Raw genomic sequence first — 24,356 nt, forward strand, 5'->3', positions numbered from 1 at the left:
TGTGCCGAACACAGAGTTTTCGCGGGAGAGCGACGCCGCCCAGCAGCCGGACGCCGGGGACGCACCGGGTTCGGGTGCGCTGACCGGCGCGCAGCGTGCGGCGATCACGGCGTTGGCGGACTCCTTCCCGACCGTCTCGGAAGAACTCGGCGACCGCTTCGCCGCGCACGGCCAGCAGCTCGCCCTCGTCGGCGGGCCGGTGCGCGACGCGCTCCTCGGCAGGGCCGCCAACGACGTGGACCTGACCACCGACGCGGTGCCCCAGCGCATCCTGGAACTCGTGGACGGCTGGGCCGACTCCGTGTGGACCGTCGGCATCGACTTCGGCACCGTGGGCCTGCGCAAGAAGGGTCTCCAGCTGGAGATCACCACCTACCGCAGCGAGTCCTACTCGCCCAAGTCCCGCAAGCCCGAGGTGGCCTACGGCACCGACATCCACGACGACCTGCTGCGCCGCGACTTCACCGTCAACGCCATGGCGGTGCGCCTGCCCGGCCTGGAGTTCGTCGACCCGTTCGGCGGCCTGTCCGACCTGCGGGACAAGGTGCTGCGCACCCCGGGCAGGCCCGAGGACTCCTTCAGCGACGACCCGCTGCGCATCATGCGCGCGGTCCGCTTCGCCGCCCAGCTCGGCTTCACCCTGGCGCCCGAGGTGGCCGAGGCCGCCCGGGACATGGCCGACCGACTCTCCATCGTCTCCGCCGAGCGCGTCCGCGACGAGCTGACCAAGCTCATGCTCAGCCCCGACCCGCACCGCGGCGTCGAGCTCATGGTGGAGCTGGGCATCGCCCAGTACGTGCTGCCGGAGATCCCCAAGCTGCGCCTGGAGATCGACGAGCACCACCGGCACAAGGACGTCTACGAGCACTCGCTCACCGTCCTGGACCAGGCGATCGAGCTGGAGGAGAAGCGGGGCCACGAGCCCGACCTGGTGCTGCGCCTGGCGGCGCTGCTGCACGACGTCGGCAAGCCCAGGACACGCGCCTTCGAGTCCGGGGGGCGGGTGACCTTCCACCACCACGAGGTGGTGGGCGCCTCGATGAGCCGCAAGAGGCTCACCGCGCTGCGCTTCCCCAAGGACGTGGTGTCCGACGTCAGCACCCTGGTCGAACTGCACCTGAGATTCCACGGCTACGGCAGGGGCGAGTGGACCGACTCCGCGGTCCGCCGGTACGCCCGCGACGCCGGTGCGCAGCTGGAGCGGCTGCACATCCTCACCCGCGCCGACTGCACCACCCGCAACCGTCGCAAGGCGGCGGCGTTGGCGCGCTCCTACGACGACATCGAGCGGCGCATCGAGCTGCTCGCCGAGCAGGAGGAGCTGGACCGCATCCGCCCGGACCTGGACGGCAACGAGATCCAGGAGATCCTGGGGGTCGGGCCGGGGCCCGTGGTCGGCCGCGCGTACCGCTTCCTGCTGGAGCTGCGCCTGGAGAACGGCCCGATGGGCAGGGAGGCCGCGACCGAGGAGCTGCGCGCCTGGGCGGCCGAGCACCTGTGAGGGTCAGCGGCCCGGCTTGACCGCCGTGACCGCCATGGCCATACCGAACACGCGCAGCGGGGTGCCCTCCAGGGTGTCGGACAGGGTCTGCAACGCCGTGGTGCGGCGGTCGAACGGCGGCATCAGGTAGTCGATGGCGCGCACGCGCAGCCCGGCACCCCGCAGCAGGCGCCCCATCTGCTGGGTGGTGAACGCGCGCGTGTCCGACATGCGCGCGTGCAGGGGCCCGATCCAGGGCAGGAAGGGCGCGGTCAGCGCCGAGCGGCGCCGACCGCGCCAGAGCACGCCGTGGGTCTCGAGGGGGAACCAGCGGTTGGGCGCGGTCAGGGAGAGCGCGCCGCCCGGCTTGAGGACGCGGTGGACCTCGCTGAGGGTGCCCTCCAGGTCATCGGCGTGCTCGACCACCTCGAACGCGGTCACGCGGTCGAAGGTGTTGGCGTCGAAGGCCAGCGCGTCGGCGGACATCTTGTGGATGCCGATCCGGTCCTCCAGCCCGGTGCCCGCGATGCGCTCGGCGAACGCGTCGAGCCGCCCGGGTTCGAGGTCGATCGCGTCCACGCGCACGTAGCCCCCGGCCAGTTCGACCGTGTGGACGCCGTCGCCGCAGCCCACGTCGAGCAGGCGGTCGCCGCGGACGGGCAGCTGCCGGGACACCGCCCCGACGCGCTTGACCACCCCACGCGGCCCGAAGGCGCTGGAGGCGTCGCCCAGTGCGTCACCGCTGTGCATGGAGAACCATCCCCGCTGTCGACAAGTCTCCCCGTGGACACTACAACACGTGACCACATGGTGACGTGTCGATGTGTCACCAGGTCGACAAGGCGTCAAGCGTGGTCAGAGCCTTGTCGGGCTCCAGAAAGTGGCTATATTATTGACTGTATAAGTAGCCACAGAGGAGCGAGTCATGAGACTTGGCATCAAAGAGCTGCGCGACGGCCTCAGCCGCCACCTCGCCGAGGTGCGCGAAGGGCACACCATCACCGTCACAGACCACGGCAGGGTCATCGCCAGGATCGTTCCCGCAGAGGGGCCCGGCACTCTGGACCAGCTCATCCTGGACGGACAGGTCAAGCCCGCCCGCCGGGCTAAGCGCAGCGTTCCCACACCCGTCAAGACCGACGGCACCGTCAGCGACCTGGTGGAGGAACAGCGCAGGTGATCTGTTACTTCGACACCTCGGCCTTCGTTCCCCTCCTGATCGAGGAGTCCGGCTCCGAGCGGTGCCTTCGGCTCTGGGAGGCGGCTGACTCGGTAGTCTCCTCCCGCCTCCTCTACGCCGAGGCGGCCGCGGCGCTGGCCCAGGCCGAGCGCATGAGCCGGATCACCAGCACCGCGTACACCCAGGCCATGGGACTCCTCGAAGGACTGTGGGAGGAGGTGAACGTCCTGGACGTGGACCAGGTGTTGGTGGAGCGCGCGGCGGAACTGGCACGGGAGTTCGGGCTGCGCGGTTATGACGCGGTCCACTGTGCTTCCGTCGAACGGCTCAAGAGTGGAGAGCTGGTCGTGGCCTGCGGGGACCGGCGCCTTCTCGACGCCTGTGAGGAGTTGGGCATGGCCACGGGTGACACCTCGGTCTGAGAGGTCGACCGCGGGGCGACAAGGCGACCTGTCACCAGGTCGACAAGGCGCTACGCGGCCTCGCGCTCCGCCTCGGCGGCGGTGGCGCGGCGCCCGCGCACGACCCAGGCGGCGCCCATCGCCAGGTAGGCCGCGGCCATCGCGACGACCACCGCGGGGCTGACCCCCGACGGTGGGACCAGCGCGGCGGCCAGCGCCGCGCCCAGGACGAACGTGGCGTTGAACAGCACGTCGTACACCGAGAACACCCGCCCCCGGAACGCGTCGTCGACATGTCGCTGAACCAACGTGTCGACGGTGACCTTGACCCCCTGCGAGACGAAGCCCAGCGCGAACGCGGCCACGGGGAAGAGCACGGGCGAGAAGGGCAGCCCGAACACCACCAGGACCACGGACGCCGCCGCCAGTTGCAGGGCGATCCACGTCCCCGGGGCCATCCGGGCGGTCGCCCACGGGGTGGCCACCGCGCCCACGAGGAACCCCGCCCCCGACAGGCCCATCGCCACCGAGAAACCGGCCAGCCCGGCCACGCCGCCGCCGGTGAAGGTGTTGTTGTACAGCAGCAGCGTCAGCAGCGTGGAGATCCCGAACAGCACCCGGTGGCCGCCGATCGTGATCAGCGCGTCGCGGGCCTCCGGGCGCGCCCAGAGGTGGCGCACTCCCGAGACCATGCCCCGCACCACGTTGCGCACGGCCGCCGCGACCTCGTCCGGCTCACGCTCCAGGTGCGGTCCCAGCTCGTCGTGGCCCAGGGTGAGGGAGACCAGCGCCGCCCCGGCGAAGCCGAGCGCGGCCACGAACAGGATGAGCCCGGTGCCCAGGGCGTCCTCGCCGCCAAACAGCCCGATCGCGGCGCCCGCCCCCGCGCCCAGGAAGCTCGCCGCGGTACCGCTGGTCGGCGTGACCGCGTTGGCCATCATCAGCTTGTCCCGGGCCACCACGTAGGGCAGCCCGGCGGACAGTCCGGACAGGAAGAAGCGGTTGACGCTCAGTACCAGGAGCGCGGCGAGGAGGAAGGCCGGGCTCTCGCCCTCCGACACCAGGAACGCGCTCGCCACCGCGAGCGCCGCCTTGGCCAGGGAGGACAGCAGCAGGATCTGGCGCCGGGGCCACCTGTCGATCAGCACCCCGGCGAACGGGGCCACCACCGAGAACGGCAGGAGCAGCACGGCGAAGGCCGCGGCGACGGCACCGGCGCTGGTGTGCTGCTCGGGGGTGAAGAAGACGAAGCCCGCCAGCCCGGCCTGGTACACCCCGTCGGAGAACTGCGCCACCAGCCGGGTGCCGAACAGGCGGCGGAACCGGGGCCCCCGCAGGACCACGCGCAGATCACCGAAGAAGGACACGGCACCAAGGGTAGGCCGTGCCCGGGGCCGGGGCGGCCCCGGGGAGGGACCGGCCCGGCCGGGCGCCGGGACCGCTCGCCTGAACGCTCTACTCGCCAGCGCTACCGTTCTGGTCGGACTGGTCGGAGATGAACTGCTCGACCTTGTCGTGGGCCTCGGCGTCGCTGTACTGCTCGGGCGGGGACTTCATGAAGTAGGAGGACGGGCCCAGGATCGGGCCGCCGATGCCGCGGTCCTTGGCGATCTTGGCGGCGCGGACCGCGTCGATGATGATGCCCGCGGAGTTGGGGGAGTCCCAGACCTCCAGCTTGTACTCCAGGTTCAGCGGCACGTCGCCGAACGCACGCCCCTCCAAACGGATGTAGGCCCACTTGCGGTCGTCCAGCCACGGCACGTGGTCCGACGGGCCGATGTGCACCGAGCCGGCCTTCAGCTCGTGGGGGATCTGCGAGGTGACGGACTGCGTCTTGGAGATCTTCTTGGACTCCAGGCGGTCGCGCTCCAACATGTTCTTGAAGTCCATGTTGCCGCCGAAGTTGAGCTGGTACGTGCGGTCCACGATCACACCGCGGTCCTCGAACAGCTTGGACAGCACCCGGTGGGTGATGGTCGCGCCGATCTGCGACTTGATGTCGTCGCCGATGATCGGCACACCGGCTCTGGTGAACCGCTCGGCCCACTCGGGGTCGGAGGCGATGAACACCGGCAGGGCGTTGACGAAGGCGACGCCCGCGTCGATCGCGCACTGGGCGTAGAACTTGCCGGCCTCCTCCGAACCCACCGGGAGGTAGGACACGAGCACGTCGGCCTTGCTGGCCTTGAGGGCCGCGACCACGTCCACCGCGTCCTCGGGGGACTCCTGGATGATCTCGCGGTAGTACTTGCCGAGTCCGTCGTAGGTCGGTCCGCGCATGACGGTGACGCCGGTCGGCGGCACGTCGCAGATCTTGACGGTGTTGTTCTCGCTGGCCGTGATGGCGTCGGCCAGGTCGTGACCGACCTTCTTGGCGTCCACGTCGAAGGCTGCGACGAACTCGATGTCGCGCACGTGGTACGGGCCGAACTGCACGTGCATCAGGCCTGGTACCCGGGACTCGGGGTTGGCGTCCTTGTAGTAGTGCACGCCCTGGACGAGCGACGCCGCACAGTTGCCGACGCCCACGACGGCTACACGTACCGAACCCATTGGTCCTTGCTCCTTCTTGTTCGCGAACATGGATTCCACGGCGCACGACGACGGGACCGCGCCGACGGCGGCTCCGGGTCCCGTCGTCCCGCGTTCGTTTCCCGTATGTGGTCAGCAGCGCACACGGCGTTTCTGTTCCCTCCCACCGTCCCGCACCGCCCTCGGCGGGCGGTGTCCGGCGCGCGGAGCCCCCCGTGCCCTCTCCGCCGTCCTCGGCGGACGGCCCGGGCGCGGTTCGCGTCCCGCGACGAGAACCGCAGGGGGAACATGCATGTCTGGCTGTTTTGTTCAGTTCTGACTCTATCCCCGCCCACCTGCGGGCCCGCATGCCGGACCTGTGACACGCGTCCGCGTCCGCGTGCGCGCGTCGGCCGCCGTCCGTGAACCCCCGGAATCCTGCGGGGAAAATCTCACACACCCATCCCTACCAGCGTCGACACCGAACACCTCTCGGGCGGGTTGTCGCCCGGTCGGCTCGTCGGCGTTCGGTTTGCCTGCCCTGAACTGGCACAACGGGCGTTTCCCGGCGAAACATGACCAGGTGTCCCAGGACGCGCGATAACCTCGCGCGTGGGTTGTGCTATACCGTTCGATCGCTCTAACGTGACCTGTGATTTGCGTGCGTAGCCGGTAGAGCCCCCGGACCCAGCCCCTGCCGCGGCGGCGTTTCCGTAGGCACCGAGCACCGAGGGCTGTCGCTCCCGCAGGCCAACGACCAGGAGGAAGAAGCGGCTTACGTCTTCGCGACCTGTGTGAAAACCCCCGCCCGCCTTCAGGCGTCCTTTATGAAGCCTTGAACGACAGGCACAGCGTTGGACACGGCCACGCCGGTCCGGTCCACGCCAGTCATCGCGAGAAGCAGGTCGCGGATCACCGATCCCCCAGGGGGACCGTCCCCCCGTTTCCACCAAGGAATCGTCAGGCCGACCGGCCGTGAGAGGCAATCGAGGACCACGTGAGTACCGAACGACGACGGAACGCCGATGGCGGCCGTCGCCGGGCCGACGGCCCGGCCGACGGCTCGCGCGGCGGCGGCGGACGGCGCCGGGCCGACGGCCCGCCCCGGGACGAACCCTCCGGAGGCCGCCGACGCCCGGACGCCGGTGACGGCTTCTGGGGAGACGACGCCGGGCCCGAGCGCCCGCGCCGCCGACGCCCTCCGGAGCAGGAGGCCCGTTCCGAGGGCCGCCGCCGTTCCGAGGGCGAGCGCCCGCGCCGCCCCGAGGGACAGCGACGCGCCCCCGCGGACGGCGACCGCCCCCGCCGCCGCTCCGAGGGCGAGCGTCCCCGGCGCCCCCAGGACGGCGAGCGCTCCGGCCGCCGTTCCGAGGGCGAGCGCCCGCGCCGTCCCGAGGGACAGCGCCGCCGCCCGGACGAGGACCCCCGCGGCCGCCGCAGGGCGGCCGGTTCCGGACCGCGCGACCCCCGAGACCCCCGTGACCGCGGCCGTGACCGCGAGAACGCCGCCCGCTCCGAGGGGCGGCGCGCCCCGGGCCGCGGCTCCCGCGCCGCCGCCGGAGGTGGAGGCCGAGGAGGCCGGGGAGGCGGTCGGCGCCGCGGCCGCGACGAGGAGCCGGACGACCGCCCCTGGTTCAAGCGCTTCCTGTCCAAGGCGTGGAAACCCGCCCTGGCCGTCTTCGGCCTGATGATCATCGGCGGCGTGGCGACCTTCGCGATCCTGTACGCCACCGCCCCCAACGTGGACGAGCTGGACGCCAAGGCGGACACCGAGCTGTCCGCCACCCAGATCATGTGGGCCCCGGAGGGCGACGCCGACCCCGAGGTCGCGGTCACCACGGGCGAGGTCAGGCGGGTCGAGGTCCAGAGCGAGGACATCCCGCAGACGGTCATCAACGGCGTGCTCGCCGCCGAGCAGCGCACCTTCTACACCGACCCCGGCATCAGCGTCTCCGGTATCGGTCGCGCCCTCCTCTCCGGCGGTGAGGCGGGCGGCGGTTCCACCATCACCCAGCAGATGGCCCGGAACTACTACAGCGACCTGGAGATCGACAACCAGTACATCCGCAAGATCCGCGAGATCTTCATCTCCATCAAGCTCAACCAGCAGATGGAGAAGGAGGAGATCCTCTCGACCTACCTCAACACCATCTACTTCGGCCGCAACTCCCTGGGTATCCAGATGGCCGCCCAGTCCTACTTCGGCAAGGACCTGGACGAGCTGACCGACGCCGAGGGCGCCTTCCTGGGCATCATCATCCAGATGCCCAGCAACTTCCAGGGCGAGATGGGCGACTGGACCAGGACCTACCTCACCGAGGAGCGCTGGCCCTACGTGCAGGACCAGCTGGCGCTCATGCACGAGGAGGACCCCAGCCTCGGCCTGCCCCGGGCGGAGGCCGAGGCCCTGGAGATCCCCGAACTCATCCCCTACGGCACCGAGGAGGGCGAGGAGGAGCAGGAGTACGACCCCAAGTTCGACTACGTCCGCCAGGCGGTCGTCCAGGAGATCGAGGAACGCTACTCCGAGCAGGGGATCAACGCCCAGGACATCGCCACCCAGGGCTTCGTCGTGCAGACCTCGCTGGACCCCGCGCTCATGGACGCCGCGCGCAGCTCCTTCGACGTCCTGCCGTCCACGCCCGAGGACACGATGATGGGTCTGACCGCGGTCGACCCCGCCACGGGGCAGATCGTCGCCTTCCACGGGGGCGACAACGTGGTCGAGGACGTCAACAACTCGCTGACCCACCGGACGCAGGCGGGTTCGTCCTACAAGCCCTACGTGCTCGCCACCGCGCTCAAGAACGACGTCAGCCTCAACAGCACGTTCGACGGCGACTCCCCCCAGGAGTTCCCGGGGCTGCAAAGCGAGGTCATCAACGCGGGCGACAGGAGCTGGGGGCCGGTCAACCTGATCCAGTCCACCGCCCAGTCGATCAACACCCCGTTCGTGGAGCTGGCGGTGCGGATGACCCCGGCCGCGGTGGACGAGCTCGCGGTCCAGGCCGGTGTGGCCGAGGAGCAGACCACGACCTCGGCTCAGGGGCCGCTCATCGCGCTGGGCACCCACCAGGTGAGCGCGCTGGACCAGGCCGAGGGCTACTCCACCTTCGCCGCGGGCGGCGTGCACCGCCCGGCGCACATGGTCACCGAGCTGCGCACCGCCGACGGCCAGGTCGTTCCGCCCGACGACGCGGACCTGCTGGCCGACGGCGAGCAGGTGGTCACCGAGGACGTCGCGGCCGACGTCACCTACGCCATGACCCAGGTGGTCGAGCCCGGCGGCGGTGGCGATCAAGCCGCGCTGCCCGACGGGCGCCCCGTCGCGGGCAAGACCGGTACCTCCAGCGACGCGGTCTCCGCGTGGTTCGTGGGCTACACGCCGCAGCTGGTCGCCGCGGTGGGCCTGAGCCGTGCGGACGCCAGCCAGCCCCTGGAGTTCGACGGCCAGACCGCGGGCGAGATCTTCGGTGGCACCACCTCGGCCAACGTGTGGCGCGAGTTCATGACCACGGCCATGGAGGGCGTCGAACCGGCGCAGTTCCCGCCGCCCGCCTACGTCGGTACGGAACAGAGCTTCGTGCCCACGCCGTCCCCGAGTGCCGAGCCGAGCGACGAGCCCACGGACGAGCCCTCGGTCGAGGAGTCCCCGAGCGAGAGCCCGCCGGAGTGCGACCCGGCGATGCCCGACTCCCCGGAGTGCCAGGACCAGCAGACCGACGAGCCCTGCGAACCCGGAATGGGCCGGGACTGCCCGGAGAGCCCCGGCACGGGAGGCCAGGATGAATGCGGCGTGTGGCCCCAACCCGCATGTGAGGACACCGAGCCGACCGGCGACGCCACGGACTCCGAGCAGGACGGCGAGGACCAGGGCGGCTGGCCCTTCCGGGCGAACGAGGCCGGGAGCGACGCCAACAGGATGATCATCCTCGGCCGGAACGACTGACCCGGTTCCGGATGAGCGAGGGGGCCGGTGCGCGTGGAGCGCACCGGCCCCCTTCGTGTGTACCCGGGGTCCGTCCACAGGCCGCACCGGGAGGTGTGCGGCTGCTGGTAATCTTGGGTCCCGTATGGCTCAGAGTCCGCGCGACGCCCGCCTCCGCGGCGCGGAACCCGTCCCGGACTCCTGCCCTCCTGCTATGGAGATTCCATGGCCGCGACAGTCCAGAGGAGGAACGTACGCCTATGCGTCGTTACGAACTCATGATCATCCTCGACCCCAACCTCGACGAGCGCACCGTCGCCCCGTCGTTGGAGAACTTCCTGGGTGTCGTCCGCAACGACGGCGGCTCGGTGGAGAAGGTCGACATCTGGGGCAAGCGCCGTCTCGCCTACGACATCGACAAGAACGCCGAGGGCATCTACGCGGTGATCGACCTCACCGCCGAGCCCGCCACGGTCAAGGAGCTGGACCGCCAGCTCGGTATCGCCGAGGCCGTGCTCCGCACCAAGGTGCTCCGCCCCGAGGTCCACTAGGCGGCACCCCGCCGCCGCCCCCCGCCCCGACTTCCGTCCCCGGCCCTGATCGTTATGTCAGTGGTGGCGCGGATGATCGGGGGAACAGGCGAAACCGCCTGATCCGACTACCTCGAACCGGAGCCCATCCATGGCAGGCGAAACCCAGATCACGCTCGTCGGCAACCTGGTCGACGACCCTGAACTGCGCTTCACTCCCAGTGGAGCCGCGGTCGCCAACTTCCGTGTGGCCTCGACGCCCCGCACCTTCGACCGCGCGTCGGGGGAGTGGAAGGACGGCGAGTCCATGTTCCTCACCTGCACCGTCTGGCGGCAGTACGCGGAGAACGTGGCCGAGAGCCTTCAGCGCGGCATGCGCGTCATCGTGCAGGGCCGACTGAAGCAGCGCTCGTACGAGACCCGCGAGGGTGAGAAGCGGACCGTCTTCGAGATCGACGTCGACGAGGTCGGCCCGGCCCTGCGCAGCGCCACCGCCAAGGTGACCAAGTCGCAGCGCCAGGGTGGCGGCGGCGGCTTCGGTGGCGGCGGTGGCGGCGGTTTCGGTGGCGGCCAGCCCCAGCAGGGCGGCGGCTACGGGAACCAGAGCGGCGGCTTCGGCGGGTCGCAGGGCGGCGGAGGCCGCAGCGGTCCCCCGGCCGACGACCCGTGGGCGACCAACGGCGGCGGTGGCGGCGGTGGCGGCGGTTTCGGTGGCGGAAGCGGGGGCTTCTCCGACGAGCCCCCGTTCTAGCCGCGGCAGTACCCCGTCCGGCGCCCCGAGGTGCCAGACCCCTTTCCACATCAGACCATCCCCGGGAGGACCCCGGGGCTCTTGCGAAGGAGCACCACGATGGCTAAGCCGGCAGCGCGCAAGCCCAAGAAGAAGGTTTGCCTCTTCTGCCAGGAGAAGCAGTCCTACATCGACTACAAGGACACCACGCTTCTCCGCAAGTTCATCTCCGAGCGCGGCAAGATCCGCGCCCGCCGCGTCACGGGTAACTGCACCCAGCACCAGCGCGACGTCGCGACCGCGATCAAGAACGCGCGCGAGGTGGCCCTGCTGCCCTACACCAGCACCGCCCGCTAACGGCGATACCCGAGGGAGGTTTTTGTCGTGAAGCTGATTTTGACCCACGAGGTCAACGGTCTCGGAGCCCCCGGCGATGTCGTCGAGGTGAAGAACGGCTACGGTCGCAACTACCTGCTGCCCCGTGGGTTCGCCATCCGGTGGACGCGCGGCGGTCAGAAGCAGATCGACCTGATCCAGCGCGCGCGCTCCGCGCGTGACATCCGCACGCTGGACGAGGCCCAGCAGGTCGCGGGCCGCGTCAACGCGCTCACCGTGCGCCTCAAGCAGCGCGCCGGCGAGGGTGGCCGCCTGTTCGGCTCGGTCACGCCCGCGGACATCGCCGACGCCGTCAAGGCGACCGGTGGTCCCGAGCTGGACAAGCGCCGGATCGAGATCAAGAACCCGATCAAGGCCGTCGGAAGCCACAAGGTCCAGGTCCGCCTGCACCCCGAGGTCTCCGCGACGATCAAGCTGGACGTCGTCGGTTCCTGACCGACGCCGTGCACGTCGGGCCCCGTCTCCCTCCGGGAGGCGGGGCCGCGCTGTTTCCGCGCCTTCGGACCCCCGTTGTGAGCCCGGCGTCAACGGAGACGGTCCGCGATCTCGCGGAGTTCTCCTGACACGCCTGGTCAACAGACAACCCTTTGATTACTCTTTGTAATCTATCGTGTTCTCTGTGTTGGTGTCGTACGTTGCACCACCCAGCACGGAGAGGACGCAGAGCCATGACCGTGGAAAGAAGAGACGAGCCGGGCCGACACACACGGGTGGACCGCAGGACCGTTCTGCGGGGAACCGCCCTCGCCGCCGGGGGAGTGCTCCTCGGCGGGATCACGGGGATCCCCGTCGCGGACCGGGCCTCCGCGGCCACACGACCCAAGGTGTACACGCGCGCCGACTGGGGGGCGCGCGCCCCGAAGAACAAGATCGAGGTCGTGGGCCGCGGGCCCACGCACATCGTCGTGCACCACACCGTCACGGCGAACGCGTCCGACACCTCGACCTCGCACGCCGCGTCGCTGTCCCGCTCCATCCAGCGGTACCACATGGACACCAACGGGTGGAGCGACATGGGGCAGCAGTTCACCATCAGCCGCGGCGGGCACATCATGGAGGGACGCGACCAGAGCCTCCGTGCCGTCAGCGCGGGGCACCACGTGCTCGGCGCGCACACCGCCAACCACAACGAGCACGCGATCGGCATCGAGAACGAGGGCACCTACACCTCGGCGGTCCCGCCCGCGGTCCTGCTGGCGTCCTTGGCGGACACCTGCGCCTGGCTGTGCCTGGCCTACCGGCTGGACCCCGACGAGGCCATCGTCGGCCACCGCGACTTCAACACGACGGGCTGCCCCGGTGACAAGCTCTACTCGGCGCTTCCCCAGCTCCGCTCCGACGTCAGGCGCATGATGCGGAAGCAGCTCGCCCACCCGGGCGGGGCGGCGGTCGCGGCACCGGAGCCCGACGAGCTGCCCACCTACCCCGACGTGCCGCGGGACGAGCAGGTGGTGCCCTACCGCCACGGACCCGCCGTCGGTGAGCGCGACACGTTCACGTGACCCGTTCGGTTCACCGAGGGGCACAGGCGCCGGGCCCGTCACGGCCACGCCGTGGCGGGCCCCTGGTCAGGGCCGGTACGCGCCGGTGACCAGCCAGGCCGTACTCCGGGTCCGGAACCCGAGGGTGACCGCGCGGGCGAGGATCCACACCCCGAAGGCGATCCACAGGCTCACCAGGGCCCACACGGGACCGTCCGCCAGCCGCGGCAGGACCAGGGCGAACGGCAGGAAGACCAGCATCGTCCACAGGGACGCCCACGCCAGGTAACGCTGGTCCCCGGCGCCCATCAGCACGCCGTCCAGCACCATGGTCACCCCGCTCAGCGGCTGCAACAGCGCGACCACCACCAGCGAGGCCGTGATCAGGACGCGCACCTCGGGGTCGGAGGTGAACGGGACCCACGCCCACGGCAGCACCAGGAACACCACCGCCGTGAAGACCAGGCCCAGCCCCACGCCCCACTCCACCATGCGCCGCGTGGCGTCCCGGGTGCCCTGGACGTCCCCCGCACCCAGGTAGCGGCCCACGATGGACTGCCCGGCGATGGCGATCGCGTCCATGGCGAACACCAGCAGCGCCCAGATGTTGTGGCTCACCTGGTGCGCGGCGATCGACGCGTCGCCCAGCCGGGCCGCCACAGCCGTGGTCACCAGAGCCACCACACGCATCGACACGCTGCGCAGGAACAGGGCGAACCCCGCCGAGGCCGAGGCCCGCAGGCCCGCCGTCGTGGGCATGAGCGACACGCCCTCGCGCCGGGCGGCGCGCGCGATCATCACCACGTACCAGAACGCGCCCCCGCCCTGGGCGAGCACCGTCGACCAGGCCGAACCCGCGACGCCCCAGTCCAGGACCAGCACGAACACCGCGCACAGCACCGCGTTGCCGACGTAGGAGCAGACCGCCACCACCAGCGGGGTCCGGGCGTCCTGGAGGCCGCGCAGTACGCCGGTGCCCGCCATGACGATGAGGAGGAACGGCGTGCTGAGCAGGCTGACGCGCAGGTAGGTCAGGGCGTAGGGCGCCACTCCGGGCGAGGCGCCCAGTGCCTCCACCAGCACCGGGCCGAGCGGCCAACCGATCGCGACGGCCGCGAGGCCCAGCAGGACCGCGAGCCACAGCCCGTCCACGCCGTCCCGCACGCCCCCGGGGACGTCGCCCGCGCCGAACCTGCGCGAGACGGCCGCGGTGGTGCCGTAGGCGAGGAAGACGCAGACGGCCACGAGCGTGAGCAGCACCTGCCCGGCCACGCCGAGGCCGCCCAACGCCTCGGTGCCCAGTGTGCCGACGATCGCCGAGTCGGTGAGCAGGAACAGGGGCTCACTGATGAGCGCGAAGAACGTCGGGACCGCCAAGGCGAGGATCTCGCGGTCGTGGCGGTGCCGGAAAGGGGCGGCCGAAAGCAGTTGTGGCATGACCAGCACACAGTATCGGACACGCGTTCTACGCGGGTGTGGAGTTGTCCACACCCCGGCCGAAGCCTGTGGATAACTTGTGGAAACACGCCCTGTGAGGCATCTTGCACCCCCTGACTGCATCCTGTGTTTTTGCAGGTCAAAGGCTGTATGTAGAGGTCGCGACAAAGTTATCCACAGGTGATGTGCACAACCTCGGTCCGGGATGTCCTGCGGGGCACCGGACATGGTGGTAAGGGACGTGTCCACAACCTCCGGCCGAGGCGCCTCCGGCGTCCGCCATGGGGCATCCTGGAAGGGTCGGCCCGTTCCCGGGTCGACGGAGGTACCGTCCCGGGGGAGCGTTCGTGAGTGTCGCTGAGCAGCCACCTGAAGAAGGCGGATACGAGCGCACCCCGCCCCACGACATCCAGGCCGAGCAGAGCGTGCTCGGCGGCATGCTGCTGTCCAAGGACGCCATCACCCAGGTCGTGGAGATCATCCGCTCCGCGGACTTCTACCGCCCCGCGCACCAGATCATCTACGAAAGCGTCGTCGACCTCTTCTCCCGCGGCGAGCCCGTGGACGCCATCTCGGTCAACGCCGAGCTGACCAAACGCGGCGAGGCCACCCGGGTCGGCGGCGCCCTCTACCTGCACACCCTCACCGAGGCCATCCCGACCGCCGCCAACGCGGGCTACTACGCCAAGATCGTCTCCGACCGCGCGGTCCTGCGCCGCCTGGTCGAGGTGGGCACCCGCATCGCCCAGATCGGCTACGCCGGCGACGGCGAGGTGGACGACCTGGTCGACCACGCCCAGGCCGAGATCTACAAGGTCGCGGAGAAGCGCACCGGCGAGGACTACGTCGCGCTGGCCGACATCATGCCGGGCGCCCTGGACGAGATCGAGGCGATCGGCGCCCACGACGGGACCATGACCGGCGTGCCCACCGGCTTCGCCGACTTCGACGCGCTCACCAACGGCCTCCACCCCGGCCAGATGGTCATCATCGCCGCCCGCCCCGCCGTGGGTAAGGCGCTGGCCCTGGACACCCCCCTCCCCACACCCGGCGGATGGACCACCATGGGAGAGGTGGAGGTCGGTGCCGAGCTGATCGCCGCCGACGGGACCCCCACCCGGGTGGTCGCAGCCACCGAGGTCATGACCGGGCGTCCCTGCTTCGAGGTCGTGTTCGACGACGGCACCACCGTGGTCGCCGACGGCGACCACCAGTGGCTGACCCACACGCGAGCCTCGCGGCGCGCGGCCCAGGAGGCCGGGGCCCGGGGCACCGTTCCCCGTGTGCTGCCCGAGGTGCGGACCACCAGGGAGATCGCCCGGACCCTGCGTACGGAGACCGCTGACCGCAGGTTGAACCACTCGGTGGTCAACGCGGCGGCGATCGAGCTGCCCGAACGCGATCTCCCCCTGCCGCCCTACTTCCTCGGCGCCTGGCTCGGTGACGGAGCCTCCGCCGCCGCCCGGGTCACCGGCACGGACCCCGAGGTCCTGCTCAACATCGAGGCCGAAGGACTCGTGACCAAGCCGGTCGGCTCCACCGGCATGACCTACGGTGTCTTCCTGCCGGAGGAGGACACCGCGCCCGCGGCCCGTGAGTGCGTCGGCGGCCACGGCAGTGTCCAGGCGCGGTTGCGCGCCCTCGGAGTCCTGGGCAACAAGCACATCCCCCAGGAGTACCTGCGCGCCTCGGCCGACCAACGGCGCGCCCTCCTCGCCGGTCTGCTGGACACGGACGGCACGGTGAACGCCACCGGCTCCGTGCGGTTCGCGGTCACCAGCCAGCGCCTGGCGAACGACTTCCGGGAGCTGGCGCACGGCCTGGGATACCGCACCGGGATGTCGACCAAGCGGGTCGACGGCCGGTCGGAGGAGTCCTCCACCCGCTACACGGTCACCTTCGGCTCCACGAGCGAGGTCTTCCGGCTCGAACACAAGAGGCGTGCGCACCGGGAGCGCGGCGCCGACCGCGGTTACGCGCGGATCGGCTCCCGGTTCGTCACCGAGGTGCGACCGGTGGAGAGCGTTCCGGTCCGCTGCGTCCAGGTAGACCACCCGGACCACCTGTTCCTGGCCACGCGGTCGATGGTCCCCACCCACAACTCGACGCTGGCCCTGGACTTCGCGCGTGCGGCGTCCATCAAGCACGACATGACCGCGGTCTTCTTCAGCCTGGAGATGGGGCGCAACGAGATCGTCATGCGCCTGCTGTCGGCGGAGGCCCGGGTGCCCCTGCACACCATGCGCTCGGGACTGATGACCGACGAGGACTGGACCCGCCTGGCCAGGCGCATGGGCGAGGTGGCCAACGCGCCCCTGTTCATCGACGACTCCCCGAACATGTCGATGATGGAGATCCGGGCCAAGTGCCGACGGCTCAAGCAGCAGCACGACCTCAAGCTGGTCATCGTCGACTACCTCCAGCTGATGAGCTCGCCCGGCCGGGTGGAGAGCCGCCAGCAGGAGGTCTCGGAGATGTCCCGGTCCCTCAAGCTCCTGGCCAAGGAGCTGGAGGTCCCGGTGGTGGCGCTCTCCCAGCTCAACCGAGGCCCCGAGCAGCGCACCGACAAACGCCCACAGGTATCCGACCTCCGTGAGTCGGGATGTCTGGTCGAGGAGACCCGGGTGCTGCGTGCGGACACGGGTGCCGAGGTGACCATGGGAGACCTCTTCCGGAGCGGAGAACGTGACGTTTCGGTCTGGTCGCTCGATGAGCGCCTTCACCTGGTTCCCCGTACCCTGACGAACGTCTTCTCCAGTGGGGTGAAGGAGGTGTTTCGTCTGCGGTTGGCTTCCGGGCGTGAGGTCACCGCCTCTGGGAACCATCCGTTCCTCACCATTGACGGGTGGGAGGCACTGGAGGATCTTCAGGTCGGCGGCAAGGTCGCTGTGGCACGAAGCGTCCCCGAACCGGAGCGCACCACCGAGTGGCCCGAAGCCGAAGTGGTCATGCTCGCCCATCTCATCGGTGACGGCTCCTTCGTGCGCCGTCAGCCGATCCGCTATGCCAACACCGACGAGGCGAACCTGTCTGTAGTGGAGGAGGCCGCCCGACACTTCGGTGTCACAGCTGTGCGGGATGACTACGCCGCCGCGCGGACGACCACGCTCAGGCTGCCGGCACCTTTCAGGCTGACCCATGGGAAGCGTAATCCCATCGCCGCCTGGCTCGACGAACTGGGGCTGTTCGGATTGCGCAGCCATGAGAAGTTCGTACCCGACGAGGTCTTCTCCCTCTCGGACCGGCAGGTCGCCCTGTTCCTTAGGCATCTTTGGGCTACTGACGGATGCGCGTACTGGAACCAGCGGGGAAACCAGGCTCGGATCTACTACGCCACCACGAGCCGTCGCCTGGTTGACGACGTCGCCAGGCTGCTCGCACGGCTCAACATCATGACCCGGATCAAGCAGAGCCGGAAGGGAACCTACCGCGTCTGCCACACCCTGGACATTTACGGTATCGACAACCAGCGGCGGTTCGCCGAGCTGGTCGGCTGCCACGGAGCACGGGCGGAGCAGTTGGCCGTCTGCATGGCCGGGCTCGCCGAAAGGAAGTCGAACCCCAATCTGGACACGATTCCGGTTCAGGTGTGGGACAGGGTTCGGAGGGGCATCCAGGCGCAGGAGATGACCCATCGGGAGTTCGCCTCCGCCATGGGGACGGAGTTCCGCGGGAGCACGTTGTGGAAACATGCTCCTAGCCGGACCCGCCTCTCCCGCGTCGCCGGTGTCCTGGAAGACGCCGAACTCGAACTCCTGGCCACCAACGACGTCTTCTGGGACGAGGTCGTGGAGATCGAGCCGTTGGGGGAGCGCGAGGTTTTCGACGCCACGGTCGCTGGCATGCACAACTTCGTGGCCAACGGAATCAACGTCCACAACTCGATCGAGCAGGACGCGGACATGGTCATCCTGCTCTACCGCGAGGACGTGCACGACAAGGAGTCGCCGCGTGCGGGCGAGGCGGACATCATCGTGGCCAAGCACCGCAACGGCCCCACGGCGGACGTGACCGTGGCCTTCCAGGGCCACTACAGCCGGTTCGTCGACATGGCGCCCGGATAGGCCACCGCGTCGGGGCCCGCCGCGTAGCGGGCCCCGAATATCGGCTAGTCGTAATAGCGTTTTATGGTCAAGCCGATTTGTCGACAAAGCGCTACGGTCGCTTCACGCGGAGTCGCTGACCACGATCCCCTCCCGTAGTTCCAGGTGCCGGCCGGTGAAGCGCTGCCGGGTCCTGCGGTCGTGGGTGACGACCACCAGCGTGCCCTCGTAGCGCGTCAGCGCCTCCTCCAGGTCCTCCACGAGACCGGGGGAGAGGTGGTTGGTCGGCTCGTCCAGCAGCAGCAGGTCGTAGGCCCCCGACGTCAGACGGGCGACCTCGATCCTCCGGCGCTGGCCCACCGACAGGGACGCCACCGGCTGGTCCAGCTCCCCGGGCCGGAACAGCCCGAGCGAGGCGAGCTCGTCGTGGTGGTCCTCGGAGAACCCGGGCCGCCCCGCGGCGTAGGCGCCGAGCACGGTCTGTCCGGCTGCGAAGGAGCCGTCCTCCTGACGCAGGTAACCGACCCGGCCGGGGACCGAAACCCGGCCCTCGTCGGGGACCGCGTCCCCGGACAGGATCCGGAGCAGGGTGGTCTTGCCCGCCCCGTTCGGCCCGGTGACCAGCACGCGCTCGCCCGGGGCCAGGTCCAGACAGGGCACCTCCAGGCGGTGGTCCACCCGGACCCCCTCCAGTGATGCGGTCGGAGTGCTCCCCCCGGCAGTGCTCCCCCCGGCAGGGGCCCCGGTGAACCCGGCGGTCATCCGCAGCGGTACCGGCGGCGGCGCCACCGGGTTGTCGGTCAGCCTCTCCATCCTCTCCTTGGCGTTGCGAATGCGGCCCATGGAACCGTGCGCGGCCCCCCGCATCCTGAACGCCCCGTGGCCGAACGCGGCCTTCTCCATCTTGCGCGGGATGGCTTGCAGGGCCGCGACGCTGTTCTCGGCCAGCCTGCGCTGCCTGGCCAGGTCGGCCCTCCACTCCTCGTACTCGCGGATCCACCGGGCCCTGGCCGAGGCCTTGGCGGCCAGGAACCCGTCGTAGCCGTTGCCGTACCGGTTGATCCGGCGCAGGTCGTGGTCGACCTCCAGGACGGTGTCGGTCACGTTGGCCAGGAACGCGCGGTCGTGGGTGACGGCCACGACCGTGCCCCGGTGGCGGCGGAGCCGGTCCTCCAACCAGGCGACCGCGCGGTCGTCCAGGTCGTTGGTGGGCTCGTCCAGCAGGAGCAGCTCGGGCGAGGCCGCCAGCATCGCGGCCAGGGCCAGGCGCGAGCGCTCCCCTCCGGAGAGGGTGCTCAGCGGGCGGCGCCGGTCCAGGCCGGGAAGGCCCAGCCCGTACAGCCCGGCGTCGACGCGCGCGTCGGCGTCGTAGCCGCCGCGCGCCTCGAACCGGACGAGCAGGTCGCCGTAGGCGTCCAGCTCCTCGGGGGTGGCGGAGCCGAGCGTGCTCTCCGCCGCGCGCAGGCGTGCCTCCATGTCGCGCAGGACGGCCAGGGCGGAGTCGATCGCGTCGCCGACGGTGCCGGTGGAGACCCCCACCGCCTCCAGGGTCTGCGGCAGGTAGCCGGTTCCTCCTGGGGCCCGGACCGTGAGGTCGCCGTTGGTGGGCTCCTCCTCCCCGGCGAGCAGGCGCAGCAGCGTGCTCTTGCCCGAGCCGTTGTCGCCGAGAATCCCGACGCGCTCGCCCGGGCTGATGGTGAGGGTGACACGGTCGAGCACGGTGTGGTCGCCGTAGCGGTGGGTGATGTCGTTGAGGGTGAGCTGGGACTGTGCTCGTACTGGGGCGGTGAGCATGCGCGCCTCCTGATCTGCGGTATGGCTGGGGAAGGAGCCGCGGATCGACGGTGGGGCGCTGGCGTTCCGGTTTTCGGACAGAGGGCGCGGCGGTGGCGCGTGTCCGAGGAGGGGAACGGTGAGGCCTTCCGTGGTCGACCGCGGTACGGCGACGCCTGAGAGCGTGGACAGCACCGCTGGGCAGCGCTGGGCGCTGGCGGTGGTGGCTCGGACGTCGGACGCGGGACTACAGGAAGTTCAGCCTCATGGGGAAGACGATACGTCTCGTTTCGGCAGGCGTCAAGCGGGTTTCCGTGAGACGGACATCACTGGATGCCGGATGGCAGGGGCCCTGTAAGGGCTATCCACATCACTCTTTATGGTCAAGCCGATTTGTCGACAAAGAGGCGTGGCGACAGGAGTGCGCTGGGGTGAGGTGCTGTGCGGAGGCCCCGCACACGACGAGGGGCCGCCCCGCGGGACGGCCCCTCTGCTCGCTTCGGTTCGTCTGTGCGCCCGTGCGCCGGGTCCGTCCGTCCGGACGGCCACGGGGACCGACGGCGAAGGCCTCCCCGGCCCGGAGAACCGGGCGGGGGAGGCCTTCGCGGCAGCCGCTGACTAGAGCCAGCGGACCTCGGGGCGGCTCCGACCGTTCTCGTCGGTGACCAGCACCCAGTGCATGATCGGGTGTCCCGACGTCGTCGCGTCGGCGTCCTCGCGGGGCTGTGGGACGTTGACCGGCTCGGTCGCAAGACCGGAGAGGCGCTTGGTCCCAGCCGAGAAGCGGATGCGCCGACGGGTCGTCGAGAACCGAGTGGGGTGGGGTGCACGGTCCGTCCTGCGCGCCATGGGACCCTCCTCGTTTCCGTTTCAGATGTCCCAAGTTAACCCTACGTTCACCTTAGAGTCAATTCGCGGGGTTCGGGGCTTGGTCCATCGGGGGTTGCGACCTCCGTATGAGGCCTGTTCGTAGAACTGCCCAGGTCGGGAAGTTCTATGCGTGATGTGGCGAGTGCCGTGCGTGACGATCCGCTGACCTGCGTCGAGGGAAGGGGTGTGTCACTCCGAGGCAAGGTGAACGGAAGGTGAACGAAACGCGAAGGAGGGTGCTCGACCCGGGCCGCGCCGTGGTTCCGCGCGGTGGCCCGCCTGCCGCGGGCTCGGCGCCGTGCTCGCCCCATCCGCCGGGAGGACGCCCGGCCGTGTGCGGCGGCCACGGCTCACCGAGACCCGTCCCCCACCTGCCCGGAGGGCGCCCGGAACACGGCAGGAGCACCCGCCGGGACGGCGGGTGCTCCGTGGTCCTACGGTTTCGAGGCGCGGAGTTCACTCCTTGAAGATGAGCCCCACGACCTCCAGGTAGAGCTGCTCCGGGTAGGGGATGAAGTCGATCCGGCTCAGGGCCTGGTCCTGACCGGCCGACTCCATCACGAAGGTCCCGTAGCCGAGGAAGCGGCCCAGCAGGGTCCGCTCGAACCTCATGTCGGTGACCTTGCCCAGCGGCATCATGTTCACCTGCCGGATGATCAGGCCGGTGGTCAGCAGGAGCCGCGCTGAGGTGATGACGAAGTAGTCCACCGACCACTCCGCGACCCGCCACACGAACCACACCAACACCAGCAGCCACACCCACCAGATGATCGCCAGCGTCGCGGCGCTGTCGGCGATGGAGGTGTTGCTGAGGATTCCGGCGAGGATCAACGCGCCGAGGACCGCCCCGACCGGACCGATCAGCACCGCGGGGTGCCGTCGGATGGTCACCACGTCCTGCTCGTGCGGCAGGAGATAGCGGTTGACCGACGCAGGAGCGCTGTTACTCGACGCTACGAGCCGCATGCCACCCGACCGTTCCGGTTACAGGAGCGCGTTGACGAAACGGGACATCGACTCCGCGCCCCCCATCAGACCGCCCAGAGCACTCTCGATGACCCCGGCAGCGCTTTCCGGCTGTGTGAACAGATAGAACGCCACGAAAGCGATGAGCGCGTAGCCGCCCCATTTTTTCAACTTCGCCACGACTGACTCCCCTTGGAATCCACCTGACCCACCAACCCAGCAGTGATTGTCGCACCGACCATCATGCCCGTAAAGCCTGGGGCGCACCCTCGGCGTGGCGGTATGTCGGACCTTCCTCGCTTGCGGGCTGTGTCCGGTTCCGGTGGTGTTGGTAACCCAGTGATTGATGGTCCGGAATGCGGTTCAGGTCCATCGAGGACTATGACATTAAGGACATCGCTGGATATAAGGGGGTAATTCATCGCCCCCTGTGCAGGTCACCCGAGTTCGGACAGGCCGAAAACCACGGACGGTCCTGCTCGGAACCGCTAGGCCTGCTCGGCGAAGGCCAGTGCGAGCACCTGGAGGTGCTGTCGGGCGATCCGTTCCACGAGGTCGGGGGTGGCCTTGCCGGTCACGTCCTCGGCGCCGTGCCGCGCCGCGTCCACGCACCGGGTGACGGTGGAGGTGTGGTGCACCTCGGAGAACTCGTCGGCCAACCGGCTCCGCACCGGTTCGAAGCGAGAGTCGCGGGCGGTCGAGGTGGAGGGGTTCTCGTTCATCTCACTCCTTGGGGGCTACGGGGGTCGCGCTGCGTGTTCTTTCGGGATCTTTCAGTAGCCGCTGGAGGGTGGACGAAGCGTCGCGCCGGAGGAGGCACGGGCGTGCGGTGTCAGCGGGCTGATGAGAGAGGGCTGGGGGTGAGGGGTGTTTCGGTCCGGCTGGTCTCCGCTTACGGGCGGGCGGGAACCATCATCGCTCCTCTCTGTTACATTCCCGTCTCGAAATGAATTCGGCTAATGCGAAGCCGTGTCGGCGCTTGCGCCGACTCGCCGTGTCCACCTGGGTGGACGAAGCAGTCGGCAGCAGGCATGCCCGATTTTCGGACGTTCATTCCTTCGGCCACAAAAAGAACCGAAAAAGCGCCCAACCGTGATCCGGCGGGCGCTGGGGACGGGGGCGGCGGGCCTCAGGCGCAGCCGTAGAGGCGGTCGCCCGCGTCGCCCAGGCCCGGCAGGATGAAGCCCTGCTGGTTCAGCCGCTCGTCCACCGCTGCCGTCACCACGCGCAGGGTCGCGCCGTGGTCGGGATCCAGGTCCTCGGTGAGCCTGTGCTCCACCGCGGTCAGGCCCTCGGGGGCGGCGAGCAGGCAGATCGCGGTGATGTGGTCGGCGCCCCGCTCCACCAGGAGCTTGAGCGCGGCGGCGAGGGTGCCGCCGGTGGCCAGCATCGGGTCCAGTACGTAGCACTGGCGGCCGGACAGGTCCTGCGGCAGCCGGTCGGCGTAGGTGGCGGGCTGGAGGGTGTCCTCGTCGCGGGCCATCCCCAGGAAGCCGACCTCGGCGGTGGGCAGCAGGCGGGTCATCCCGTCGAGCATGCCCAGGCCCGCGCGCAGGATCGGCACCACGAGCGGCGTGGGACGCGTCAGCTGCGTTCCGGTGGTCTCCACGAGCGGGGTCCGGATGGTGACGTCCGTCACTCGGACGTCCCGGGTCGCCTCGTAGGCGAGCAGGGTCACCAACTCGTCGGTCAGGCGCCGGAAGGTCGGGGAGTCGGTCCCCACGTCGCGCAGGGTGGTCAGTTTGTGCGCGACCAGGGGGTGGTCGACGACCAGGGTTTCCAAAGCGTTCTCCGGTTGAGCTGGGACAACAAGACGGTGGCTGGGGAGGAGGCCTGCCCGAGTCTAACCGCGCGCGTCCACCGGACCGGAGGCGCCGCGGTCCGCGCGGCACCCGCTCCGGACCGGCGCGGCCGGGCGACCGGGGCCGTTCTGGGGGCGCGGGTGCGGTGGAGGGGCAGCGGGGATCCGGTTCTCATGAGAACGTGGTCCGGAATGACGTGGACCAAGGGGGACGGTGGTACCGGAGTGATCGTTACCATGTCACTCGCACGGGCGATCCGGGATTCCTTCGTCCGCACCGATACACCGGCCGGGTTGGGGTGACGATGACAGTGCTCGATCATGGTGACGACGACTCGGGCGACTTCGCGGCCATCGCGTACAGGGAAGAGGAGTACTGGGACGTCGACCTGCTTCCCGTGACCCTGACGCACGACCTCAAGGGGCTGATCCACGCCCTGCGCCAGCAGCCGAGCATCAGCGGCTCCCTCGGGCTGGTCTCGGTCGGCGACGACTTCTTCGTCATCGTGCGGGTCTACGGTGAGGACGTCTCCCTCTTCCTCTCCGACGTGACCGCTTCCGTGGACTGGCAGGTGGCCAGGGACGTCCTGGACTACCTGGACATCGACCAGCCGGACGACGACGACCTCGACCAGGTGCTGCCCGCGGGCGACCTGTCCATCGTGGCCGACCTCGGCCTGGACGAGATGGAGCTGGGCGCCCTGGCGGGGGATCTGGACCTGTATCCCGACGAGGTGCTGGCCAGCGTGTCCGAACGACTGGGATTCGCCCAGTCCTTCCAGCGTGTACTGGACGGTATGGGGTAAGGACCTGCTGGAGAAGAGCATCC

21 protein-coding genes are annotated in these 24,356 nt (G+C 69.9%); 11 read left to right on the forward strand and 10 right to left on the reverse strand.

Going from position 1 to position 24,356, the window contains the following annotated elements; translation table 11 throughout:
* Position 1: 1 nt before the first annotated feature.
* Entirely contained in the window at positions 2–1,501 is a 1,500-nt protein-coding gene (locus tag ACSIH6_RS23070; RefSeq protein WP_435110399.1) for a CCA tRNA nucleotidyltransferase, read from the forward strand.
* A gap of 3 nt (positions 1,502–1,504) precedes the next feature.
* On the opposite strand, the gene ACSIH6_RS23075 is transcribed toward ACSIH6_RS23070, so the two are convergent.
* Positions 1,505–2,230 carry a class I SAM-dependent methyltransferase gene (locus tag ACSIH6_RS23075; protein ID WP_435110400.1) on the reverse strand — a complete coding sequence of 242 codons (726 nt, stop codon included), beginning with the start codon at positions 2,228–2,230 and terminating at the stop codon, positions 1,505–1,507.
* A 175-nt stretch (positions 2,231–2,405) separates the two neighbouring features.
* On the opposite strand from ACSIH6_RS23075, the gene ACSIH6_RS23080 reads away from it, so the two are divergent.
* Entirely contained in the window at positions 2,406–2,660 is a 255-nt protein-coding gene (locus ACSIH6_RS23080) for a type II toxin-antitoxin system Phd/YefM family antitoxin (protein ID WP_435110401.1), read from the forward strand.
* Positions 2,657–3,082, forward strand: a complete 426-nt coding sequence (locus tag ACSIH6_RS23085) for a type II toxin-antitoxin system VapC family toxin (RefSeq protein ID WP_435110402.1) — start codon at positions 2,657–2,659, stop codon at positions 3,080–3,082. Before ACSIH6_RS23080 ends, ACSIH6_RS23085 begins: the two co-directional genes overlap by 4 nt.
* 50 nt (positions 3,083–3,132) lie before the next feature.
* Here the strand turns inward: ACSIH6_RS23085 and ACSIH6_RS23090 are convergent, their stop codons facing one another.
* Positions 3,133–4,428 carry an MFS transporter gene (locus tag ACSIH6_RS23090; protein ID WP_435110403.1) on the reverse strand — a complete coding sequence of 432 codons (1,296 nt, stop codon included), beginning with the start codon at positions 4,426–4,428 and terminating at the stop codon, positions 3,133–3,135.
* 88 nt (positions 4,429–4,516) lie between these two features.
* Positions 4,517–5,614 carry an inositol-3-phosphate synthase gene (locus ACSIH6_RS23095; RefSeq protein WP_435110404.1) on the reverse strand — a complete coding sequence of 366 codons (1,098 nt, stop codon included), beginning with the start codon at positions 5,612–5,614 and terminating at the stop codon, positions 4,517–4,519.
* Positions 5,615–6,569: 955 nt separating this feature from the next.
* Here ACSIH6_RS23095 and ACSIH6_RS23100 point away from each other — a divergent pair.
* The 6 genes from ACSIH6_RS23100 to ACSIH6_RS23125 all read left to right on the forward strand — a co-directional run bounded on the left by ACSIH6_RS23100 (position 6,570) and on the right by ACSIH6_RS23125 (position 12,658).
* On the forward strand, positions 6,570–9,521 hold the full coding sequence (locus tag ACSIH6_RS23100) for a transglycosylase domain-containing protein (protein WP_435110405.1): 2,952 nt from the start codon (positions 6,570–6,572) through the stop codon (positions 9,519–9,521).
* Between the two features lie 239 nt (positions 9,522–9,760).
* Positions 9,761–10,051 carry a 30S ribosomal protein S6 gene (gene rpsF, locus ACSIH6_RS23105; RefSeq protein WP_013155834.1) on the forward strand — a complete coding sequence of 97 codons (291 nt, stop codon included), beginning with the start codon at positions 9,761–9,763 and terminating at the stop codon, positions 10,049–10,051.
* Positions 10,052–10,181: 130 nt separating this feature from the next.
* Positions 10,182–10,781, forward strand: coding sequence for a single-stranded DNA-binding protein (locus tag ACSIH6_RS23110; protein WP_435110406.1), 600 nt, complete (start codon positions 10,182–10,184; stop codon positions 10,779–10,781).
* Between the two features lie 99 nt (positions 10,782–10,880).
* Positions 10,881–11,117: a 30S ribosomal protein S18 gene (gene rpsR, locus ACSIH6_RS23115; protein WP_013155832.1), complete on the forward strand. Its 237-nt coding sequence runs from the start codon at positions 10,881–10,883 to the stop codon at positions 11,115–11,117.
* A gap of 27 nt (positions 11,118–11,144) precedes the next feature.
* Complete coding sequence (rplI, locus tag ACSIH6_RS23120) at positions 11,145–11,591, forward strand: 50S ribosomal protein L9 (RefSeq protein ID WP_013155831.1); 447 nt, start codon at positions 11,145–11,147, stop codon at positions 11,589–11,591.
* A 233-nt stretch (positions 11,592–11,824) separates the two neighbouring features.
* Positions 11,825–12,658: a peptidoglycan recognition protein family protein gene (locus tag ACSIH6_RS23125; RefSeq protein ID WP_435110407.1), complete on the forward strand. Its 834-nt coding sequence runs from the start codon at positions 11,825–11,827 to the stop codon at positions 12,656–12,658.
* A gap of 66 nt (positions 12,659–12,724) precedes the next feature.
* Here the strand turns inward: ACSIH6_RS23125 and ACSIH6_RS23130 are convergent, their stop codons facing one another.
* On the reverse strand, positions 12,725–14,074 hold the full coding sequence (locus ACSIH6_RS23130) for an MATE family efflux transporter (protein WP_435110408.1): 1,350 nt from the start codon (positions 14,072–14,074) through the stop codon (positions 12,725–12,727).
* 347 nt (positions 14,075–14,421) lie between these two features.
* On the opposite strand from ACSIH6_RS23130, the gene ACSIH6_RS23135 reads away from it, so the two are divergent.
* Entirely contained in the window at positions 14,422–18,138 is a 3,717-nt protein-coding gene (locus ACSIH6_RS23135; RefSeq protein ID WP_435110409.1) for a replicative DNA helicase, read from the forward strand.
* A 102-nt stretch (positions 18,139–18,240) separates the two neighbouring features.
* Here ACSIH6_RS23135 and abc-f read toward each other — a convergent pair whose 3' ends face one another.
* The 6 genes from abc-f to upp form a co-directional block, all read right to left on the reverse strand.
* The gene (gene abc-f / locus ACSIH6_RS23140) at positions 18,241–19,911 is read right to left on the reverse strand and encodes a ribosomal protection-like ABC-F family protein (protein ID WP_435110410.1); all 1,671 of its coding nucleotides are present in this window, start codon (positions 19,909–19,911) and stop codon (positions 18,241–18,243) included.
* 597 nt (positions 19,912–20,508) lie between these two features.
* The gene (locus tag ACSIH6_RS23145) at positions 20,509–20,739 is read right to left on the reverse strand and encodes a hypothetical protein (RefSeq protein WP_435110411.1); all 231 of its coding nucleotides are present in this window, start codon (positions 20,737–20,739) and stop codon (positions 20,509–20,511) included.
* Positions 20,740–21,216: 477 nt separating this feature from the next.
* Positions 21,217–21,726, reverse strand: coding sequence for a PH domain-containing protein (locus tag ACSIH6_RS23150; protein WP_248772857.1), 510 nt, complete (start codon positions 21,724–21,726; stop codon positions 21,217–21,219).
* A gap of 18 nt (positions 21,727–21,744) precedes the next feature.
* Entirely contained in the window at positions 21,745–21,906 is a 162-nt protein-coding gene (locus tag ACSIH6_RS23155; protein WP_013155824.1) for a hypothetical protein, read from the reverse strand.
* Positions 21,907–22,214: 308 nt separating this feature from the next.
* Entirely contained in the window at positions 22,215–22,448 is a 234-nt protein-coding gene (locus ACSIH6_RS23160; protein ID WP_435110412.1) for a hypothetical protein, read from the reverse strand.
* Positions 22,449–22,855: 407 nt separating this feature from the next.
* Positions 22,856–23,509 carry a uracil phosphoribosyltransferase gene (upp, locus tag ACSIH6_RS23165; protein ID WP_435110413.1) on the reverse strand — a complete coding sequence of 218 codons (654 nt, stop codon included), beginning with the start codon at positions 23,507–23,509 and terminating at the stop codon, positions 22,856–22,858.
* A gap of 323 nt (positions 23,510–23,832) precedes the next feature.
* Here upp and ACSIH6_RS23170 point away from each other — a divergent pair, with 323 nt between their 5' ends.
* Positions 23,833–24,333, forward strand: a complete 501-nt coding sequence (locus ACSIH6_RS23170) for a tRNA adenosine deaminase-associated protein (RefSeq protein ID WP_043705448.1) — start codon at positions 23,833–23,835, stop codon at positions 24,331–24,333.
* Positions 24,334–24,356: the final 23 nt, after the last annotated feature.

This window comes from Nocardiopsis synnemataformans, from assembly GCF_965343085.1.
In the GTDB taxonomy this organism is placed as follows: domain Bacteria; phylum Actinomycetota; class Actinomycetes; order Streptosporangiales; family Streptosporangiaceae; genus Nocardiopsis; species Nocardiopsis alborubida.

Excerpts from the sequence above, each read along its gene's own strand:
- ACSIH6_RS23075 (WP_435110400.1), bottom strand. The coding sequence starts at position 2,230 with ATGCACAGCGGTGACGCACTGGGCGACGCCTCCAGCGCCTTCGGGCCG.
- abc-f (WP_435110410.1), bottom strand. The coding sequence starts at position 19,911 with ATGCTCACCGCCCCAGTACGAGCACAGTCCCAGCTCACCCTCAACGAC.
- ACSIH6_RS23080 (WP_435110401.1), top strand. The coding sequence starts at position 2,406 with ATGAGACTTGGCATCAAAGAGCTGCGCGACGGCCTCAGCCGCCACCTC.
- ACSIH6_RS23170 (WP_043705448.1), top strand. The coding sequence starts at position 23,833 with ATGACAGTGCTCGATCATGGTGACGACGACTCGGGCGACTTCGCGGCC.
- ACSIH6_RS23110 (WP_435110406.1), top strand. The coding sequence starts at position 10,182 with ATGGCAGGCGAAACCCAGATCACGCTCGTCGGCAACCTGGTCGACGAC.
- ACSIH6_RS23095 (WP_435110404.1), bottom strand. The coding sequence starts at position 5,614 with ATGGGTTCGGTACGTGTAGCCGTCGTGGGCGTCGGCAACTGTGCGGCG.
- rpsF (WP_013155834.1), top strand. The coding sequence starts at position 9,761 with ATGCGTCGTTACGAACTCATGATCATCCTCGACCCCAACCTCGACGAG.
- ACSIH6_RS23125 (WP_435110407.1), top strand. The coding sequence starts at position 11,825 with ATGACCGTGGAAAGAAGAGACGAGCCGGGCCGACACACACGGGTGGAC.
- rpsR (WP_013155832.1), top strand. The coding sequence starts at position 10,881 with ATGGCTAAGCCGGCAGCGCGCAAGCCCAAGAAGAAGGTTTGCCTCTTC.
- ACSIH6_RS23160 (WP_435110412.1), bottom strand. The coding sequence starts at position 22,448 with ATGAACGAGAACCCCTCCACCTCGACCGCCCGCGACTCTCGCTTCGAA.
- ACSIH6_RS23145 (WP_435110411.1), bottom strand. The coding sequence starts at position 20,739 with ATGGCGCGCAGGACGGACCGTGCACCCCACCCCACTCGGTTCTCGACG.
- ACSIH6_RS23150 (WP_248772857.1), bottom strand. The coding sequence starts at position 21,726 with ATGCGGCTCGTAGCGTCGAGTAACAGCGCTCCTGCGTCGGTCAACCGC.
- ACSIH6_RS23130 (WP_435110408.1), bottom strand. The coding sequence starts at position 14,074 with ATGCCACAACTGCTTTCGGCCGCCCCTTTCCGGCACCGCCACGACCGC.